10 protein-coding genes are annotated in these 18,724 nt (G+C 58.7%); 7 read left to right on the plus strand and 3 right to left on the minus strand.

The genetic code is table 11. The annotated features are described in order from the left end of the window. The first annotated feature begins 20 nt into the window (after positions 1-20). Complete coding sequence (locus tag P5706_RS00655; protein WP_285678314.1) at positions 21-10,319, plus strand: two-partner secretion domain-containing protein; 10,299 nt, start codon at positions 21-23, stop codon at positions 10,317-10,319. Here P5706_RS00655 and P5706_RS00660 read toward each other — a convergent pair. After that, on the minus strand, positions 10,242-11,204 hold the full coding sequence (locus P5706_RS00660; RefSeq protein WP_017846754.1) for an IS30-like element ISPsme1 family transposase: 963 nt from the start codon (positions 11,202-11,204) through the stop codon (positions 10,242-10,244). The two genes, P5706_RS00655 and P5706_RS00660, sit on opposite strands and share 78 nt — an antisense overlap. Before the next feature lie 165 nt (positions 11,205-11,369). Between P5706_RS00660 and P5706_RS00665 the strand changes: the two genes are divergently transcribed. Further along, on the plus strand, positions 11,370-11,807 hold the full coding sequence (locus P5706_RS00665; protein WP_200431207.1) for a hypothetical protein: 438 nt from the start codon (positions 11,370-11,372) through the stop codon (positions 11,805-11,807). 50 nt (positions 11,808-11,857) lie between these two features. Here the strand turns inward: P5706_RS00665 and P5706_RS00670 are convergent, their stop codons facing one another. Then, the gene (locus P5706_RS00670; RefSeq protein WP_200431206.1) at positions 11,858-12,406 is read right to left on the minus strand and encodes a transposase; all 549 of its coding nucleotides are present in this window, start codon (positions 12,404-12,406) and stop codon (positions 11,858-11,860) included. A gap of 102 nt (positions 12,407-12,508) precedes the next feature. Between P5706_RS00670 and P5706_RS00675 the strand changes: the two genes are divergently transcribed. The 4 genes from P5706_RS00675 to P5706_RS00690 all read left to right on the plus strand — a co-directional run bounded on the left by P5706_RS00675 (position 12,509) and on the right by P5706_RS00690 (position 14,861). Further along, on the plus strand, positions 12,509-12,928 hold the full coding sequence (locus P5706_RS00675; RefSeq protein ID WP_106577335.1) for a hypothetical protein: 420 nt from the start codon (positions 12,509-12,511) through the stop codon (positions 12,926-12,928). 43 nt (positions 12,929-12,971) lie between these two features. Then, positions 12,972-13,241 (plus strand): DUF6966 domain-containing protein, encoded by a 270-nt coding sequence (locus P5706_RS00680; RefSeq protein ID WP_069786423.1) that lies wholly within the window; start codon positions 12,972-12,974, stop codon positions 13,239-13,241. 291 nt (positions 13,242-13,532) lie between these two features. Beyond that, entirely contained in the window at positions 13,533-14,246 is a 714-nt protein-coding gene (locus P5706_RS00685) for a DUF6990 domain-containing protein (RefSeq protein ID WP_285678315.1), read from the plus strand. 210 nt (positions 14,247-14,456) lie between these two features. Further along, the gene (locus P5706_RS00690; RefSeq protein WP_200431202.1) at positions 14,457-14,861 is read left to right on the plus strand and encodes a hypothetical protein; all 405 of its coding nucleotides are present in this window, start codon (positions 14,457-14,459) and stop codon (positions 14,859-14,861) included. A 127-nt stretch (positions 14,862-14,988) separates the two neighbouring features. Here the strand turns inward: P5706_RS00690 and P5706_RS00695 are convergent, their stop codons facing one another. Then, the gene (locus P5706_RS00695; RefSeq protein ID WP_017136667.1) at positions 14,989-15,243 is read right to left on the minus strand and encodes a hypothetical protein; all 255 of its coding nucleotides are present in this window, start codon (positions 15,241-15,243) and stop codon (positions 14,989-14,991) included. Between the two features lie 682 nt (positions 15,244-15,925). Here P5706_RS00695 and P5706_RS00700 point away from each other — a divergent pair. Next, positions 15,926-18,496, plus strand: coding sequence for an autotransporter family protein (locus P5706_RS00700; protein WP_285678316.1), 2,571 nt, complete (start codon positions 15,926-15,928; stop codon positions 18,494-18,496). The last annotated feature ends 228 nt before the right edge of the window (positions 18,497-18,724 follow it).

Raw genomic sequence — 18,724 nt, forward strand, 5'->3', positions numbered from 1 at the left:
GCTGCAACGAGAATTTGACCATGGATGTTCGCCACTTTGCCTTTCTGGCCCGCCAACCTTCTGCTGCGCTGAAGCCGCGAGACGCGTTCTTCGGCCTGCCCAAGCGCGGCCTGGTACTGATCCTGGCCAACGCGCTGTTCTGGCAACCGTTGCTGGCCCAGGCCGAAGGCATTGTGGTGAGCAACCCGGCCACCAGCGTCGGCCAGGCGGGTAATGGCGTGCCGGTGGTGAACATCGCCACACCCAATGGCAGTGGTTTGTCCCATAACCAGTTCAAGGACTACAACGTCGGCCCCAACGGCGTAATCCTCAACAACGCCACCGGCGCGCTGCAGAACACCCAATTGGGCGGTTACATCGTCGGCAACCCCAACCTCAAGGGCGGCGCGGCGAACGTCATTCTCAACGAAGTCAACGGCGGCAGCCCGAGCCAGCTGCGCGGTTACACCGAAGTGGCTGGGCAGTCAGCCAAGGTTATCGTCGCCAACCCTTACGGCATCACGTGCAGCGGTTGCGGGTTTATCAACACGCCCAACGTGACCCTGACCACCGGCAAGCCGATGATGGACAACGTCGGTCGCCTGGACCACTACCAGGTGGACGGCGGCGCCGTGACCATTGATGGCGAAGGCCTGAACGCCAGCAATGTCGACCGCTTCGAAATCATTACCCGCACGGCCAAGATCAACGCGCAAATCAACGCTCGCGAACTGGCCGTTATCGCCGGGCGCAACGACGTCGACGCCAAAAGCCTGAAAGCCACCGCCCGTGCCGACGACGGCAGCACCAAGCCCGAGCTGGCCATCGACTCCAGCGCCTTGGGCGGCATGTACGCCGGCGCAATCAAACTGGTGGGCACCGAAGCCGGTGTGGGTGTGAAACTCGACGGCACGCTGGCGGCCAGTGGTGGTGATATCCAACTCGATGCCAATGGGCATTTGAGCATGGCGCAAACCGCCGCCAGCGGCGCGGTCAACATCAACGCCGCAAGCCTGGACGCCAAAGGGCCGGTGTATGCCGGTACCGCCCTTAACGTGAACACCCAGGGCGACCTCACTAACCGCCAGAGCCTGGCCGCCCGTGACCGCATTGCGCTGTCCAGCGGCGGCACGCTGACCAACGGCGACATCATCGAAGCCGGCGTCAACGCCGACAACACCCGCAACGCCACGGGCGACGTGAGCCTGCGCGGCAAGGCCGTCACCAACACCGGTGCCAGTGTGATTGCCAGCCGCGCGTTGAGCGTGGATGCCCAAGCGTTGAACAACCAGGGCGGCACACTGGGTGCCAAACAACACACCCAAATTACCGCTGCCACAGTCGACAACCAGAACAAAGGCCGCATTCTCAGCAACGGCGGCCTGGCCATCACGGCCGATCGCCTGCAGAACACCCAAGGTGGGTTGGTCACCAGCAACGGGCCGCTGACCGCCGTCGTCGGTGAGGTGCATAACCAGGGCGGTGAACTCTCAAGCCTCGACACCGCAACGCTCACGGTCGCGACCCTCGATAACGTCGCAGGCCTCATCACGGCGGGCAATGCGCTCAGCCTCAACGTCGGCAGCCTCAACAACCAAGCCGGGTTGGTCACCAGCCAAGGCACGGTGAGCGTGGCCGGTAATAGCCTCGACAACCGCCAAAAAGGCTTGGTCGCAGGCGTGGGTGGTGTGCAGGTCAATGTCGTCAATATCGACAACCGCAACGGCGAGCTGTCCAGCCGTTCGGGCGTTGTGGTGACTGCCACGCAATTGGATAACAGCGACGGCGGGTTGCTGATTGCCGGTGGCGGCGCAGGTTTGAATGTCGACCAACTGCTCAACCGCAACCAGGGTTTGATCAGCAGCGAAGGGCTGCTGAGCATCTCGGCGCGCACGCTGGCCAACGGCGGCGGTACGCTCTCCAGCGCCGGCCCGCTGACGCTCAGCGCACTCGACGCGGTGGATAACCGAGGCGGGCGCCTGGTCACCGACGGTGGTCTGATTCTCAATGCCGCCAGCGTCGACAACAGCCAGAACGGCACCTTGAGCGCGCGCCAGGCCCTGTCCCTCGGCACCGCCGACCTGAACAACCAGCAAGGCGGCCAGATTACCAGCGCAGAGGCCCTGACCCTGGACCTCAACCGGGGCGAGTTCAACAACCAGAACGGCCTGATCAACGCGCCGCTGTTGATGCTCAACAACCTCAAGAACGTGCATAACCAGGGCGGCGAAATCTCCAGTAGCCAGGCGTTCACACTCACCGCCGACAACCTCGACAATAGCAGCGGCAAACTGCTGAGCAACGCCGCGCTGACCCTGCGCATCGGCCAGGCCCTGGCCAACGTCAAAGGCATGATCGCTGCCGCCTCGGTTGAGGCCCACGCCACCGACCTCGACAACAGCGGCGGCACCCTCACCAGCCGTGGCGACACGCTGCTCAACGTGGCTGGCCGACTGACCAACCGCGACCAAGGCCTGCTCAACGCCAGCAATACGCTGACACTCAACAGCGCCGCGCTGGACAACCAGAACGGCTCGCTGCTGGGCAGCGCGATTGCCCTGGAGTTCGGCACCGCCACCGGCGACCTGAACAACACCGGTGGCCTGATCACCACCGCCGGCAACCTCACCATCAACCACCTGCGCGACCTCAGCAACCAGGGTGGCGAACTCTCCAGCGCGCAAACCCTGAACCTTAGCGGCCGCACGTTGAACAACAGCAACGGCAAGCTGATCAGCAATAACCTGCTGGTGCTCAATGCCGAAAACCTGATCAACCAGAATGGCCTGATGTCCGGCTGGCAGGGCCTCACCGTCAGCGGCGCGAACCTGGACAACCGCAACAGCGGCACCTTGTCCAGCCGTTACGGCGACCTTAACGCCACGCTGACCGCCAACCTGCTCAACAGCGCAGGCGGCGCATTGGTGAGCCAGAAAGCGCTGACCGTTAATGCCGGCGAATTGGATAACAGCAACAAAGGCGTACTCTCCAGCGCGGCCGGGCAGACGCTGACCGTCGGCGGCTTGCTGAACAACGCCCAGGGCGGCGTGATCGACAGTGGCGCGGCCCTGAGCCTGGCTACGCAAAACCTGGACAACAGCGCCGGCAGCATCAGTGGCGGCACCGCCACCACCCTCGACCTGCTCGCGACCCTGACCAACACCAACGGCAAATTGGCCAGCGGCGGCCCGCTGCTGATCAGCCGCGCGGCGCAGATCAACAACCAGGGCGGCCAGATTGCCAGCCAGGGCCTGTTGACCCTGCTGACCGGCGGCCTGGACAACCGCAACCGTGGCACCCTGGCCGCCAACGACCGCTTGAGCCTCACCGCCAGCGGCCTGGTACAGAACGGCAACGACGGCTTGATCTACAGCCAGAACGCCGACCTGCTGCTCACCGCCAACCGCTTGGACAATGGCAAAGGCACCGTGCAAAGCCAGGGCGGCATGACCGCCAACGTGGCCGACACGCTGGATAACCAGAGCGGCAAACTGATCGCCCAGGCCGGTGACCTCAGCGTCAACGCCGGCAGCCTCGACAACCGTGGCGGCACCCTCGCCAGCCTCAAGGCCGCGCTGCAAACCCAAGTGGTCGGCGTGCTGCGCAACGGTTACGACCTCAACAACAACCGCCAGGGCGGCGTGATGCAGGGGCAAAGCCTCAACCTGCAAGCCGGCAGCGTGGACAACTATGGCGGTCGCATCGCGGCGCAGGGCGGCAACGCACTGGTCACCACCGGCAACTTCGACAACCGCAACGGCGGGCTGTATGCCAAAGGCCTGATGCGCGTGGTCGGGCATGACTTCGATAACAGCGGCGACAACGACGGCCAGATCGCCGGCCAACAGATCGACCTGGACCTGAGCGGCGCACTCAATAACCGCCTGGGCATCATCGAAAGCGAAAGCACCCTGAAGGTGCGCGCGGCCAGCCTCGATAACCAGACCGGGCGCCTGCGTGCGCTGGGCACGGCGGGCACCACCGAATTTGCCATCGGCAGCCTGTTCGACAACCGCAACGGCGTGCTGGAAACCGCCAACAACGACCTGACCCTCAACGCCGGCAGCTTCCAGAACCTGGGCGGCAACGTACTGCACGTGGGCACCGGCAATTTCGGCATTGCCCCGGCCAACCTCAACGACGTGGGCGGCAGCCTGGTCACCCGTGGCGACCTTACCATCACTCAGGGCAACTGGACCAACAGCAGCGTGATTCAGGCCGGGCAACTCACCGTCAACGTCGACACCCTTGACCAGACCGCCACCGGCCAACTGCTCGGCGCCCGTCGCTTTGTCGGCAATGGTGCCAACTGGACCACCCACGGCCTGATCGCCAGCGACGGTGCGCTCGATCTGACCTTGAGCGGCGCGCTCAACAGCAGCGGGCGCATCAGCAGCCTGGGCAACCTCAACCTCAGCGCCGCACAGGCCAACTTGAGCGACACCGCCAGCATTGCCGGCGGCGGTGTCACCACCGCTACCATCGCCGGCACACTCAACAACCGTGGGCGCCTCACCGCCGCCACCGACCTCGTGGTCAACGCCGGCACACTCAACAATTACGCGACCCTGGGCAGCGGCCAACGACTGGTCGCCACCACCGGCACCTTGCTCAATGACCACGGCCTGATCTTCAGCGGCGGCGACATGAGCCTGCGTGTGGACGCGCTGAACAACAGCTACGCCGACGTCTACAGCCTGGGCAACCTGAGCGTCGACCGTGACGGCAAGGGCGGCCTGGCCAGCAGCATCCTCAACAGCTCATCCACGATCCAGAGTGACGGCAACCTCAGCTTGTCCGCCAACTCGATCAAAAACCAGCGGGCGGTACTCGACGTCAACGATGCGGGTGTCTACACCGCCTCGGCCACCGAAGGCACCTGCATCGAGTACGTTAACGCCGGTGACTGCCATGCGGGCGGCACTCCGCGTAACTACGTGTGGGAGTTGGTGACCCGCGACAAACTGGAAGTCACCGCTGCCAGTGCCGGTTCAAGCATCACCTCCGGCGGCAACATGACCTTGGCCGGCGGCGACCTGCTCAACAGCAGCAGCTCGATCGCGGCTGGCGGTAACTTCACTGCGCGCCTGAACAACCTAGTCAACACCGGCATCGAAACCGGCGAGACCGAGACCTATCGTCTCTTCACCTCCACGCGCACCAAACACCCTGGCGGCTGGTTCAGCGCCGCCGCCGCCCTCACCAACAAATACTGGTACAAAAGCGCCGGCTACAACCCCAATGACCTTGGCGGCCTGGAAGCCACCGTGGCCAGCTTTGTCGGCATGATGGAGAGCGAGCGCACCCAATTCGGCAAAGTCACCAAAATCGCCAGCGATGACCAACGTTACGCCGCCGTGATTCAGGCGGGCGGCGCAGTAGACGTCAAGGCCCAAGCCGGTATCGACAACAGTGTGGTACGCCTGGGCTATAGCTACATCGGTGCGGGCGCCAAAACCACCACCGACGCTACGGGTGCCAGTGGCGCAGCCGGTTACTCGACCCGCGTCACCCTCAACCAGCAACTGCCGCCGGACCTGGCCCAACAGCAGATCAACCCGCTGAGCCTGCCCGGCTTCACCTTGCCAACCGGCCAGGGCGGGCTGTTCCGCCTCAGTGGCCAGAGCGCCAGCGCGCCTGCCAGCACCGGCCCGCAAGGCTGGACCTTGGGCGGCGGCAGCGTCGACCGCACGCCGGTTACCGGCCCGGTCGTGCCCGGCAGCGGCACCTCGGCCGACGGCGTAGTGATCAACCGCGTGCAAGGCCTGCCAGACAGCCAGTTCGTCTCCAACCCACAGAAATACCTGATCGAAACCAACCCGCTGCTGACCAACCTCAGCCAGTTTTTAAGCTCCGATTACATGCTGTCCAAACTGGGCTACGACCCGGACCAGGCACAAAAGCGCCTGGGTGACGGCCTGTATGAACAGCGCCTGATCCAGCAAGCCGTGATCGCCCGTACCGGCCAGCGCTTCATCGATGGCCAGACCAGCGACACAGCGATGTTCAAGTACCTGATGGACAACGCCATCGGCACCAAACAGGCGCTAAACCTGGCCGTAGGCGTGAGCCTCACCGCCGAGCAAGTGGCGGCCCTGACCCACGACATCGTGTGGATGGAAAACGCCACCGTCGCCGGCCAGCAAGTGCTGGTGCCCGTGCTCTACCTGGCCCAGGCCAACAACCGCCTGGCGCCCAACGGCGCACTCATCACCGGCAGCGACCTGAACCTGGTCAGCGGCACCGACCTCAACAACGTCGGCACCCTGCGCGCCACCAACAACCTCGCCGCCAGCGCCGGGCGCAACATGGTCAACAGCGGCCTCGTGCAAGCGGGCAACCGCCTCGACCTGCTCGCCGGCAACAACCTCACCAACCGCGCCGGCGGCATTATTGCCGGGCGCGACGTCAGCGTGAGCGCAGTGAATGGCGATGTGCTCAACGAACGCATCGTCACCAGCCACCAGAGCAGCAGCGGCTACCGCACCGAGCGCACCGACTTCGTCGACAACGCCGCCCGCATCGAAGCCGCCAATACCCTCACCCTGCAAGCCGGGCGCGACGTCAACAGCACCGGCGGCGCCTTCAAAAGCGGCGCCGACCTGGGCGTTCAAGCCGGGCGTGATGTAAGCCTGGCCACCGCCGAACAACGCAACGCCAATGCCGTCAGCACCTACATGCGCAGCAGCAGCGCAAACCAGTACGGCACTGTGATCGAGGCCGGGCGTGACTTCCAGGTGGTGGCTGCGCGGGACATCAGCGCCATCGGCAGCCAGTTGAATGCCACGCGTGATCTGGCGCTGGTAGCCAAGGGCAATGTGAACCTGGCGTCGGCGGCGAATGAACAGCATTCGGCGTTTAATTCCAAGAAGGTCACCAGCCAGGAAGACCACGTTCAGCAAGTGGGCACCTCCCTGGTGGCCGGTGAGAACCTCTCCCTGAGTGCCGGCAACGACCTCGTGGTCAGCGCCAGCCGTGCGAGTGCCGGCAAGGAAGCCTACCTGTACGCAGGCAATGACCTGGCGCTGAACGCCGCGCAAGACAGCGACTACAGCTATTACCGCAAAACCAAAACCAGCAAAGGGTTGCTGTCCAGCAGCCAGAAAACGCGCATCGACAGCAGTAACCAGATCAGCCAGCAGGGCTCTTCCATCAGCGCTGATACCGTGGTCGTGCGTGCTGGCCGTGACATCGGCACTACCGCCAGCGACGTGGTTTCCACCAACGCCACCAGCCTGATTGCCGGGCGCAATGTGGTGATTGATGGGGCGACGGAAACCTTTGAACAAAGCCATTCGTCCTCGACCAAAAAATCGGGCTTGATGAGCAGCGGCGGCATCGGCGTGACGTTGGGCTCAAGCAGCAACCAGAACACCTTCACCAGCAGCACCGAAACCACCCGGGTCAGCAACATCGGCAGTGTGCTGGGCAGCGTGGATATTCAGGCTGGCAAAGACCTGACCATTCGCGGCTCTGACGTGGTTGCTGGTAAGGACATCAGCCTGGTTGGGCAAAATGTCAGCATCCTGGCTTCCGAGAACAACAACCGCAGCGAGCAGACCTCCAAAAGCAAAACCAGTGGTTTGACCCTGGCGTTGTCCGGCACCGTGGGCAGTGCGGTGGACTCCGCTTATAAGACCGCCAAGGAAGCCAAGAACGAGGACGACGGCCGTCTCTCGGCGCTGCAAGGTGTGAAGGCAGGGTTGACGGGCGTGCAGGCGTGGCAAGCGGCGCAGCAGAATGGCGGCATGACCGGTGCTAACGCTTCGCAATTTGTGGGGATCAGCATCTCCCTGGGTTCGCAAAAATCCGATTCCAAACAGACCCAGGAGCAGACACTCAGCCAGGGCAGCAGCCTGACGGCCGGCAACAACCTCACCATCGTGGCGGACGGTAACGGTACGCCTGGGGCCGCAGGTGATATCCATGTTCAAGGCAGCAAGCTTCAGGCCGGTAATGAGATGCGGCTGGCGGCGGAGCGCGATATTCGCCTGGAAGCTGCGGCGAATAACCAAAAACTTGATGGCAAAAATAGCAGCAGTGGTGGTGCGGTAGGTATCAGCCTAGGCGTGGGTTCCGAAGGCGGCGGCCTGAGCATTTTCGCCAATGCCAACAAAGGCACCGGTAACGAGAAGGGCACTGGCACCACCTGGACGGAAACAACCCTGGATGCGGGCAAACAGGTCAGCCTGATCAGCGGCCGAGACACCGCCCTGAAGGGCGCGCAGGTCAGCGCAGACAAAATTACCGCTACTGTGGGGCGCGACCTTACGCTGCAAAGTCTGCAAGACACCGATAACTACAAGTCCAAGCAGACGGATGTGAGTGGCGGCGTCAGCTTCGCCATCATCGGCACCGGTGGCAGTGCAAACCTGAGCATCAGTAAAAGCAAGATCGACTCCAACTACCAGAGTGTGCAGGAGCAAACCGGCCTGTTCGGCGGTAAGGGCGGCTACCAGATTGACGTAGGCAACCACACGCAACTCGATGGCAGCGTGATCGGCAGCACAGCCACGCCGGACAAAAACCGCCTGAGCACCGGCACGCTGGGATGGAGCGTTTTAAAGAACAAGGCTGAGTACACAAGCCAGTTGCAGAGCGCCAGTGTGAGCAGTGGCGCAAGCGGAGCGAACGCCTTCATCAGCAACCTGCCCTCCGGCAGCTTGATCGCGTTCAATCATGGCGACAGTGACAGCGGCACCACCTCATCGGCCATTTCCAACGGTACCCTCGACATCCGCGACCCTGCTAAACAGCAGCAGGACGTTGCAACGCTGAGCCACGATGTTGAACACGCCAACGGCAGCATCAGCCCGATCTTTGATAAGGAAAAAGAGCAGAAGCGCCTGCGCCAGGTGCAGTTGATTGCGGATATTGGTACTCAGGCATCGGACATCGTTCGCACGCAAGGTGAGATCAACGCCGACAAGGCTGCACGCAAAGAGCTCGCGCGTCAGGGTAACAAAAATCCTACCCCGGAGCAGGTGCAAGACGCACGTGCTTATAAAGACGCAATGGAAAAGTACGGCACCGGCGGCGACTACCAGCGTGCCGCTCAAGCTGTGACGGCGGCCTTGCAAGGTCTGGCGGGTGGAGACATTGGCTCAGCACTGGCTGGGGCATCTGCACCGTACCTGGCGAATCTTATCAAGCAGACGACTAAGGGTAATGATACCGCCCGAATTATGGCGCAGGCGGTGCTCGGAGCCGTGGTTGCGCAGGCCCAGGGTAACTCGGCGGGTGCAGGTGCAGCAGGAGCAGCCACGGGCGAATTGATTGCAGCGCAGTTGTATCCAGGTATCGATCATGCGGATTTGACGGAGGAGCAAAAACAAACCGTTTCATCACTCTCAACCCTGGCGGCCGGATTTGCTGGCGCGGCGGTAGGCGGCGATTTTGGCAGTGGTGTGGCGGGTGCGCAGTCAGGTCGTACTGCGGTGGAAAACAATGACCTGGGTAGTCGTTTACTGGCTGAAAAGCTTTATAGCGACTACGTGGCGAAGAGTTGCAATGGGTTACCGGCTGACGTATGCCGTTCCAATTACAGCAAAGGCATCATGGCGAATGGCGGTAATCTCGTTGTCGGCGCGCTGGCAGTCACTGGAGTAGGCGCAGGGGTCGTATTACTTGGCCCCGAACTGCTAACGGTATGTGCCTTGAACCCAGCCCTTTGTACAGAGCTTGGAATAGCGGGTGCTGAAATTCCTTTCGGTGCTGCAACGGCGGGTGGTGCGGCGCTAGGCGTGGGAGGATTTGGGAGTCTTGCGGCGAAGGAAATAGCTGCAACAGCAGATGCCGCTTCTGCAGCGCGAACGGCTGAAGGTGCTACAGAGGCCATTCTTAAGGAGCGCATAAAAAACCCGCTCACAGATGACAACGCGTTTGCGGTCATTGATGTCTTCCGCGATCACAAACAGGGTATGGATAAACTGGGTGACTACATACCGGTGCGTGGTGATAATTTTGGAACCGTTGCGGTTGTGGAGGTTAATGGACAAAAAGTCTTTGGTGTAAACTCATCTGCATTGATTAATGACGCGGATAAGAATCTGGCACGGCAATGGCGTGACAAGATGGGATTTAACCAAGGAGAGGGGCAGGTGGTCTTCCATGCCGAGGCGTACTCCCTGATGCGTGCTTATGAGAAGACAGGCGGAAATCTCCCCGCTCAGATGACTTTGTATGTTGATCGGCAAACGTGCGGTAACTGCAAACAGTATCTACCTGAACTAATGCATGAGATGAAGATTGACACCCTGAATTCAACACATAAGTGCAACGCTCACCCCTGCATAAACTTCGTACGGCGTCTTCCAGCCCAGGCGTTTTCGCGGGCGTAAATTGATCTTCGTTACCACGCGACTGACCGCCTCGACGGTCAGCTTGCTGAAGTCGCCGCCCTTGGGAAAATACTGCCGGAGCAGGCCGTTGGTATTTTCATTAGTGCCTCGCTGCCAGGATGAATAGGGTTCTGCAAAAAAGACTTGGCACTGGCTCCGATGCGCAATGCGTTCATGCCCGGCAAACTCCTTCCCGTTATCCAGCGTCAGCGTGTGAACAGCATGCCCCTTGAGCAACAGATTGATCGCCCGCGTTACCTGCCGGCGCGTCCTGCGCTTGACCGGATAGGCGCTCAGGTAGCCGCTTTTACGATCAACCAGCGTGACCAGATTGCCGCCTACGCCATGCACCGTGTCACCCTCCCAATCACCTAGACGCTCGCGGGCTTCGACCTCAGCAGGGCGCTCGGTTATCGATACGCGATTACGCAACTGTCCGCGCCGGTCGTGGCTTCCGTAGCGTTTTCGGTACAGCTTCCTGCGGTGCCGCAAATACTTGTATAACTCGCCACCTGCGTGTTTGTCGGTGGCGATAAACCGATAAATCCACTCGTGACTGACCGCGCGCTCCGGCTGCTCTTGCTTCAGGCGCTGAGCAATCTGCTCCGGGCTCATACCGTGTTTTAGCCAGAGCGGCAGATAATGGCTGAACCACGTTAATGGCTTGCAGTGCTTGCGCGCCTGCGCTCGACGGGCATCACTTTCATGGGTCGCAGCAACCGCTTTGTAGGTCTTCTGGGAGCTGTTGCGGCGAACCTCACGACTGATCGTCGAGGGATGTACGCCAACCTGTTTCGCGATGCTTGCCTGGCTTTTTCCGGCGCTCAGACCGGCCTCAATCTGGTAACGTTGGCCCTGAGTCAGCTGCCGGTAATGCGTAGTCATCTGCGCTTGAATCCTTCGGTGTGAGAGCCTGGATTCTACCGGTGGCTGACTCTCTGCCTATCGTTTCAAACGTTGCACTTATTCTATGAATTCAGGCACTGTAAATGTGGTAATAAAAAATGGCCAAAGAGTTACCATTGATTCTAGAGCTCGGTAGAGGTAGTAATGTCTGAATTCAAGTGTATTTTTCTAGATCATGACGTTGATGCAGATCCAGATTTGGAGTTTTATGCTGACTTTTTTTTAAACTATCAATCTGCGATGTGGCAGAAAGGGTGCGGCGATGGTGTTTTTAGTTTTGTCAGTGAAGAAGGCGACAAGTCTGAGCTTTCAGTTTTAGAGAACAAAGAACTCGGGATTTCTGTCAGATACAATATAAGGGCAGCAAATGAACGCAGAGGGGCTGAATTTTACTCAGTAGGCGATCAACAAAAAATGAATCAGGTTGAGGACTTTGGAGAGGACCAATTCGTTCCTGCTGGCTCATTTTTAGAACCGAAAATAGCATGGCTCGCAGTTGAAGATTTTTTTAAAAAACCTCTAGTTAAATCACATCGAATAGTGTGGTTGCACTCTGAAGATATTTCTTGGCCAGATATTTGACGGAGAGGAAAAGGGAAATAGGGGTCAGACCCTGAGGGATCCCCACAAATTTACCCTAAGCTCTGCGCTTGATGGCACACCTCATCACGCAGAGCCCGCTCCACTATTTCCAAGTGTCCTCGGCCTCCAAAATCTGTGCAGCTTCGCCAGTATTCCAAGCCTAGTCGCCACAATGAGAGCACTCGCTTTTCTTTGACGCTGTTGCTTTGGTAGCGTCGTTCCAAACCGCTTTCTCGTGCCAGCAGCCCTGTTAAAAAGAGAAGGTAGTTGGCCAATGCAGCAATCAACAACAACACCTCAATGCGCTTTGGACAATGGCTTCGATGCAGATTCAGGCCTAATCCCAGGTGCTCACTTTTTACATCTCGGAAGCCTTCTTCGATCTGCATACGGCGCTTATAAATCGCCACGATTTTTGCTGGGTTCCACTCGCTTTGCGACAAATTACTGGCAAGCAACCACGGCTCGCGCTCGCGTCTGGCGGACTGGCGGTTTAGCTTGCTTCTAGCTATTGAGCCTGTAACGCGTTGGTGTTTGCGGCCCTTGGCTGAGTGACGGAGGCAATACAAATCGAGGAAGTGATGGGCGCTACGCGTCATCTCAACACAGCCTAACGACTTAGGTGATGAGGTGGTCAGGGGATCCCTCAGGGGCTGACCACGTTTTTTGAATGAGCCGGCGCATATCGGTACGAGGTTCCCATGACACGTGAGGTTCAGATGGCAGGTTTAGCGGTAGTCGGATGGCGGTTGGTGCAGGGGTTGTGCCTGCTGCTGATGTTCGTCAGTGCAAGCGTTTGTATGTTGGCGTGGGGCTCCTTCGACAGCTCTACCGCCGGCGCTTTCGGAGCGGCGCTGGGCGGTTTCCTGATGTGTGGCATTGGGCTGCTGTTCGCATTTGTGTTCGAGCGCTTGCGCACGCCTCGGGCCACGGCGCGCTACATGGCGACGCGTGTGGCCGTGGTTCTGCTGCTGGCAGCGGGCGCGGTGTACTTGGCCGACGCGGTATGGCTTGCGCCTGAGCGCGACGCGCTCGACGCGAATTTGGAAGGGGCGACCTGTGGCAAGTACACCGGCACCATTGTGAAAGGCTGGGAGCAGATTTGCGCCGGGAGGAAATAGGGGGCGATTGAAGGAGTAAAGGTTTTGGACGCGAGGCCGTAAAATGAATAACTATGAGAGTGCTGTACTGGTTCTTGAGGAGATGGCTACCTTGCTCGATATGGCGGGAATTCGGGACTGGGCCGAAGGCCTGCGGCGAGTCGGTAGCTATAGTGAGTCTGAAGCGACTGTTTTATATAGTGCGGTACTAAGGATGTATGGTGGTAGTGGTTCCTTAAGCGATATTGTGCTTTATCACGATGGTAAACTTCTAAAGGCAGAGAATGACAGATTTGATGAATTGCGCTCTAAGCTGTATCTAATTTGCCGTTGAGTAGAGAAAAGATAAAATAGGGATAAGATCCTGAAAATAGTGAGAAAAGGGGGCAGGCCCTGAAGGATTCCCAATTTTTCTTACGAAAAATCAAGAGGTTGGAATTATTAAAGGTGGTGCGGGCCTAAGTATTCGTCAGTTCGAAATTTTCCGTAAAATTAAAGATGGGAGTTCGATTCCTAGAGGTAAAGTGGCAGAAAGCTTTGGCCTGAAGCCGGGTGTGCTGTTAAAGGAACAAGGGTATCCTAATGGCATTCCTATTGAAATTATGAAGTTTCCGGGTGCCAAGTAATGAAAGAAAAAGATGTGGTTTCAATCTTGAAGGAACAGGGCTGGACTTGTAGCAAAGATGAAGTTGGTGATTATTTTTGCGTCACTGACGTCGGAGGGGCTCAACTTCAGGTCATCCCATCGGTCGGTAAGCGCTCGGACCATTTTCGGGTTTCGCTTATGCCCTCCATTTCCTCAAAGGAATTCTCGGAGGCCGCTTCTTTTATAATGGGTAATGACGGTAGTAATGCTCCGATCATAGTTAGTAATGAAGCTCCGGAGAAATTGTCTAGTTTTTCTGGCGATGATGTTATTCGGCTGTCTGAGAAGGCGTTGTCTTGGGCTCGCTCTCAGAGTATTGACGAGGGGTTGAGCGCTTATAGAGTGCTACCAACAGATGCTAAAGGTGCAATGCCAGTTCGCCATTTGGCGGCTCTAGCACTGGCTGGTGATACGGTACGTCTGGATGAATATAAACAGAGCTTTGGGAATGGCGACAGGCTCGGATTTGTGCCTTACATTACCTCCGATATGATTGATAGAGCACTGATGATAGCTAAAAAAATAAATAGAGGAAATAGTGGTCTGACCCTGAGGGATTCCCGATTTTTCTTACAAAAAATCAAAAAGTTGGAATTATTGAAGAAGCCTGCATCAGTCGGCAACTTGGTTTGCACCACACAAAAACAGGGAAATAGGGGTCAGACCACGTTTGAGCTTTTTAGAGTTCAGTGAGGTTGTTCTTTAAAAATAGGGTTTATTTTTTGGAAAAATAGGGTGGACCACGGTTTTACTTTTTTAGAGTTTTGTAGGGAAAAGGGAAAAAGGGGACAGATTTATTTAATTTTCTGAGTCCTTTGTTACTTAAATAAATCTGTCCACTTTTCCGCCCTTTTCATTCGCGTCGAAGAGTTATTCGAGTATGGAACCAAAAAAAGCGGGGTTATGGTTGTGAGCAACTCAGCATCAATTATATCGGATGTGGCAATTGACGAAGACACTTTCGCTGATTTTCTCCACGCTGTAGGTGGAATCGTCAGCGCGGGTAAACGTAGTCGTGGAGTATTGAGCTGGGATGAGGCCACTTTGTATGTGTCATTACTTACCTACGAAAAGCTCATAGGTTTTTATGATGCGCAAGATATTCTCGATTGGGAATCTTTGTTGGGTGCCACGCCGAGGACAATGATTGAAATACAGTTGGGACACTCAAAAAGGTCGATAGAGATGTATTTATGGTTGGCGTACGAGTTTGGTAAAAAATGGAATTGTGTTGTTGATGATGTTAATTCTGTGACCATTAAGTACTCTGAAATCTGTGACAGGTATATAAGATCGAGCGTGAAATAGGGGCAGGCCATTTTCTGTTTGATGGTGTAAAGGAGTAGTGACAAGCCACCTTTAATATTCAAGTGTAGTTTGCCCCTACTCACTGCCTCACCGTTAACAGGGCAACTCGTCAGCCGCCCTGTCGCGGTCAGTTGACGCTGTTAAGCCTGCGAATAATGACATCCAGCAAATCACACCCATCCCGCAGCGGTATAGCCAGTAGTTGGGCGAAGTCTTGAAGCACCACAGCATCGCTGCTGAGCTGTTCGCGGAAGGCCAGGTTTTCCAACAGTTGCGTGACGGCGCGAATCCGGTACGCGGCGGCGTCGTGGAGTACGTCGAGGGGTGCGCTGGTGTCGATAAGCAGAGCGGGGACGGTGCAGTCGTGGCCCGTTAGGGGCATGTATTGGTTCATTTTCAGTACTCTGTTGGTGGATTAAGCCACCACGCATTCGTCGCCAAACGAATGGGTGGCAGCTGTACGCAGGTTGGCGAACCGGAACAGAGTAACCGGCAGACCCAAGGGTCTCCCGCGCACAGCCGCCATAACATGCACAGCTTTGCGGGTGCAAAAACACCTGCATAGAAGCGGGTTGCTTTTGCACTCTGTTGTCAGGTCGCCAAACCTGATCGCCATATGGGCGACGGGCCGGACTATAAGCCCCCCACCCAAACCCACGCAAGGCACCAACGCCCTGACTCAACCCCCTTTCGCCGATCCCCAACCCCACCATCCCCAACGCATTCCGCCGTCCGCTCACGGATATCAGGCAAACCCTCGGTAGTTTGGGGAAGCGTCCTACCGCAAAAGGAACCATTTCCCTCAAGCCCGGGTCTTTACCCCGCCCACCCGCAACCGGTCGGGCTGCATGGACTGCAGCGTTTTTAAAACGACATTAAGGATTAATGTGAACTTCGCCTCCCCAATCCCTTTTCTGCCACCACCGGCTGCGGTGCGATTGCTCGCGCCTGCAGTTCAGCAGGGCGCCTTGGGGGAATGCATTCGGATCATCTGATCCCTCGCTCAGCACACCTACGGCCGCCGGGCGTATTGGCGGCTTTGACTGTAGTTCATGGAGTTTGAAATGAAGCGCAAGCCGTTCCAGAAAACCCTGCTGGCCCTGATGGTCAGCGCAGGCGCCGCACAGGCCAGTGCCGTGGAATTTGATGTGAGTACCGGCCAGAACGCATGGTCGTACCAGACCTTCAACGAGACCGTGACGCTGGTGGGCACACGCAATATCGTCGCCACCGAGCGCAAGACCGACGGCGCCAGCGTGGCCGATACCAACATCCAGGGCGCGTTGATCAACTACGCCAATTTCAACCTGGATGGCAGCGGCCGCAATGTGCGCGGGTTTGTGGTGGATGGCGCGCTGGATTCAGACCTGCGCAACCGGGGCGGCACCATCACCGGCGGTATCGTTCAGGCCGGCACGATCAACATGGTCAACCAGATCTGGGCCGAAGGCTTTGAAGTGGGCGCGGCCATGGTCGGCGGCAATGTGGTCAACACCGGCACGATCATCGCGGTCGATGTACCGGGCTCCGGGCCGGAAAGTGACGCAGAAGGCATCTACCTGAATGGCACTACGGTTGCCGGCGACGTGATCAACTCGGGCCTGGTGGATATCACCTCGTACTACGGGTATGGCTTGATTCTGGACACCCACAACAACATACCGGTGACGGTCGGCGGCAAGATCATCAACGCCGGGATTATCCGCGTCACGGGTGAGGAAGCGTTGGGGATGGTGATTGAGACCGAGACCAACCCCCTGCGCATTGAGAACACCGGCCTGCTCTCGGTCACCGGTAATCAATCACGGGCGGTGGAGATATACGAAGGCACCCTTGATAAGCTGCTCAACACGGGCACCATCGAAGCCAAGGGCAGCAACGCGAGCGCTATCAGCCTGCGCGGGGCCACGTTCACCAATGATTCGCCGGTCGGTGCGCGGGGCATCATCAACCGAGGCTTGATCAGCGCTGACAGCACGGCGATCCTGGTGAAACCTGTCGACCAGACTTCGCCCTTCGAGATCAACCAGCAGGCCGGGGAAATTCGCAGCAGTTCCGGGGTGGCCATCGACGGCGGGAACCTGGCTTCGCTGATCTGGACCGGTGGCCGCATCCAGGGTGACGTGCTGGGGGTTAACTCGGTGAACATCGGCGGGCAAGCGGATTTTACCGGCAGCCGTATCAACGCGCCGGTGTCGGTTAACGCCGGTTCCCTGAACCTGTCGGCGCCCGGCACGGTAATGAGCCGTGAGCTGTATGTGGGCAGCGGCGCAGGTGTGGACATGCGCCTGGGCAGCCAAGTGGTGCCGACCACGCCGTACCTTACCGTCAATGGCCCGGCGACTTTTGCCCTGGGGTCGCACATTACCGTCAGCGCCAAACCCGGTGACTTCACCAGCACGCCTGCCGCCACGCAATACACTCTGTTGCAGGCCGGCAGCCTGCAGAATAACGGCCTGACGGTGGCCAGCGCGTCGTCGTTGCTTAACGTGCTCAGCTACTCGGCTGACGCGCAGACGGTCAAGGCCGTGGTGAGTGTGAAGAGCGATCAGCAAGTGCGCAGCATGCTCGCCAGTGTAGGCACTGCCGAGCCGGCTGTGGCGGCGGTCAACACCCTTAAAAACCGCGTGCTCAGCCAGCTCGATACCCAGGATGCGGTGTTCCAGTCGGTGGCCAATGCACCCTCGGTGCAGGCGCTGGCGCAGGTCGGCGAAGAGCTCAAGCCGGACGTTAACCGTGGCGCGCTGGACGTGGCGTTGTCGGGGCAAAGCGTGGTCAATGGCGCGATCTTCAACCGCCTTACCGACCAGCGCGAAGGCCATCAAACCGGCGGCGTGTGGGTGCAGGGTTTGAGCAGCAACATGGACCAGGATGGGCGCGGCGGCAATAACGGCTACTCGGCCAACAGCAGCGGCATGGCCGTGGGTGTGGACGGTCGTTTGAACGACACCACCACCCTGGGCGTGGCTTACAGCTACCTTAATTCCAACATCCATTCGGACCTGGGCAATAAGACCGACGTCGAAGGCCACGCGCTGTCGCTGTATGGCAACTGGGCGCTGCAAAACTGGTTTGTGGATGGCAGCCTCAGCTACGGTCATAACGACAACGACAGCAAGCGCCATGTGGCGGGCACCACGGCCAAGGGCAGTTATGACAGCAATGTGCTGTCGGCCAGTGTGATCGGCGGCTACAGCTTCAAGCCATCGCAGGCGGTGGTGATCGAGCCACGCGTGGCGGCGCGTTATGCCAATGTGCGCATGGACGGCTACGACGAGAAGGGTTCTTCGGCGGCGCTGAGCACGCGTTCGCAGCGTTATGAAGTGGGTGAGTTGGGCGCTGGTTTGCGTTTGGCCGGTAACTTGCCGATGGGCGCAGGCAGCCTGCAACCGGAAGCGACCTTGATGGCGTATCACGACCTGATGGGTGATCGCGTCGCGCAAACCTCCAACTTTGTGGCGGGTGGTGCGGCGTTCACCACCACTGGCGCGTCGGTGGCGCGTGACAGCTACGAGGCGAGTGTGGGCGTGAACTATCAGGTGTCGGACTTCACCGTGGGCGCCAGCTACACCCGCCAGGCGCGCAGTGGCTTTGACGCCGATGGCGTGATGCTCAAAGCGCGTTACGCGTTCTAAGCCCCAGCGCTGATCGTTCCCACGCTCTGCGTGGGAATACCGCCCTGGACGCTCTGCGTCTGCTTTTGAGGCCGTGACGCAGAGCGTCACCGTATGCATTCCCACGCGGAGTGTGGGAACGATCAGTAACACCACCAAACCCCTGTGGGAGCGGGCTTGCCCGCGATGGCGGTGGGTCAGTGAATAAATCCAGTGACTGACACACTGCTATCGCGGGCAAGCCCGCTC

The organism is Pseudomonas sp. ChxA, from assembly GCF_030263855.1.
Classification (GTDB): domain Bacteria; phylum Pseudomonadota; class Gammaproteobacteria; order Pseudomonadales; family Pseudomonadaceae; genus Aquipseudomonas; species Aquipseudomonas fluorescens_CB.

Excerpts from the sequence above, each read along its gene's own strand:
- P5706_RS00655 (WP_285678314.1), top strand. The coding sequence starts at position 21 with ATGGATGTTCGCCACTTTGCCTTTCTGGCCCGCCAACCTTCTGCTGCG.
- P5706_RS00660 (WP_017846754.1), bottom strand. The coding sequence starts at position 11,204 with ATGACTACGCATTACCGGCAGCTGACTCAGGGCCAACGTTACCAGATT.
- P5706_RS00665 (WP_200431207.1), top strand. The coding sequence starts at position 11,370 with ATGTCTGAATTCAAGTGTATTTTTCTAGATCATGACGTTGATGCAGAT.
- P5706_RS00670 (WP_200431206.1), bottom strand. The coding sequence starts at position 12,406 with ATGACGCGTAGCGCCCATCACTTCCTCGATTTGTATTGCCTCCGTCAC.
- P5706_RS00675 (WP_106577335.1), top strand. The coding sequence starts at position 12,509 with ATGACACGTGAGGTTCAGATGGCAGGTTTAGCGGTAGTCGGATGGCGG.
- P5706_RS00680 (WP_069786423.1), top strand. The coding sequence starts at position 12,972 with ATGAATAACTATGAGAGTGCTGTACTGGTTCTTGAGGAGATGGCTACC.
- P5706_RS00685 (WP_285678315.1), top strand. The coding sequence starts at position 13,533 with ATGAAAGAAAAAGATGTGGTTTCAATCTTGAAGGAACAGGGCTGGACT.
- P5706_RS00690 (WP_200431202.1), top strand. The coding sequence starts at position 14,457 with ATGGTTGTGAGCAACTCAGCATCAATTATATCGGATGTGGCAATTGAC.
- P5706_RS00695 (WP_017136667.1), bottom strand. The coding sequence starts at position 15,243 with ATGCCCCTAACGGGCCACGACTGCACCGTCCCCGCTCTGCTTATCGAC.
- P5706_RS00700 (WP_285678316.1), top strand. The coding sequence starts at position 15,926 with ATGAAGCGCAAGCCGTTCCAGAAAACCCTGCTGGCCCTGATGGTCAGC.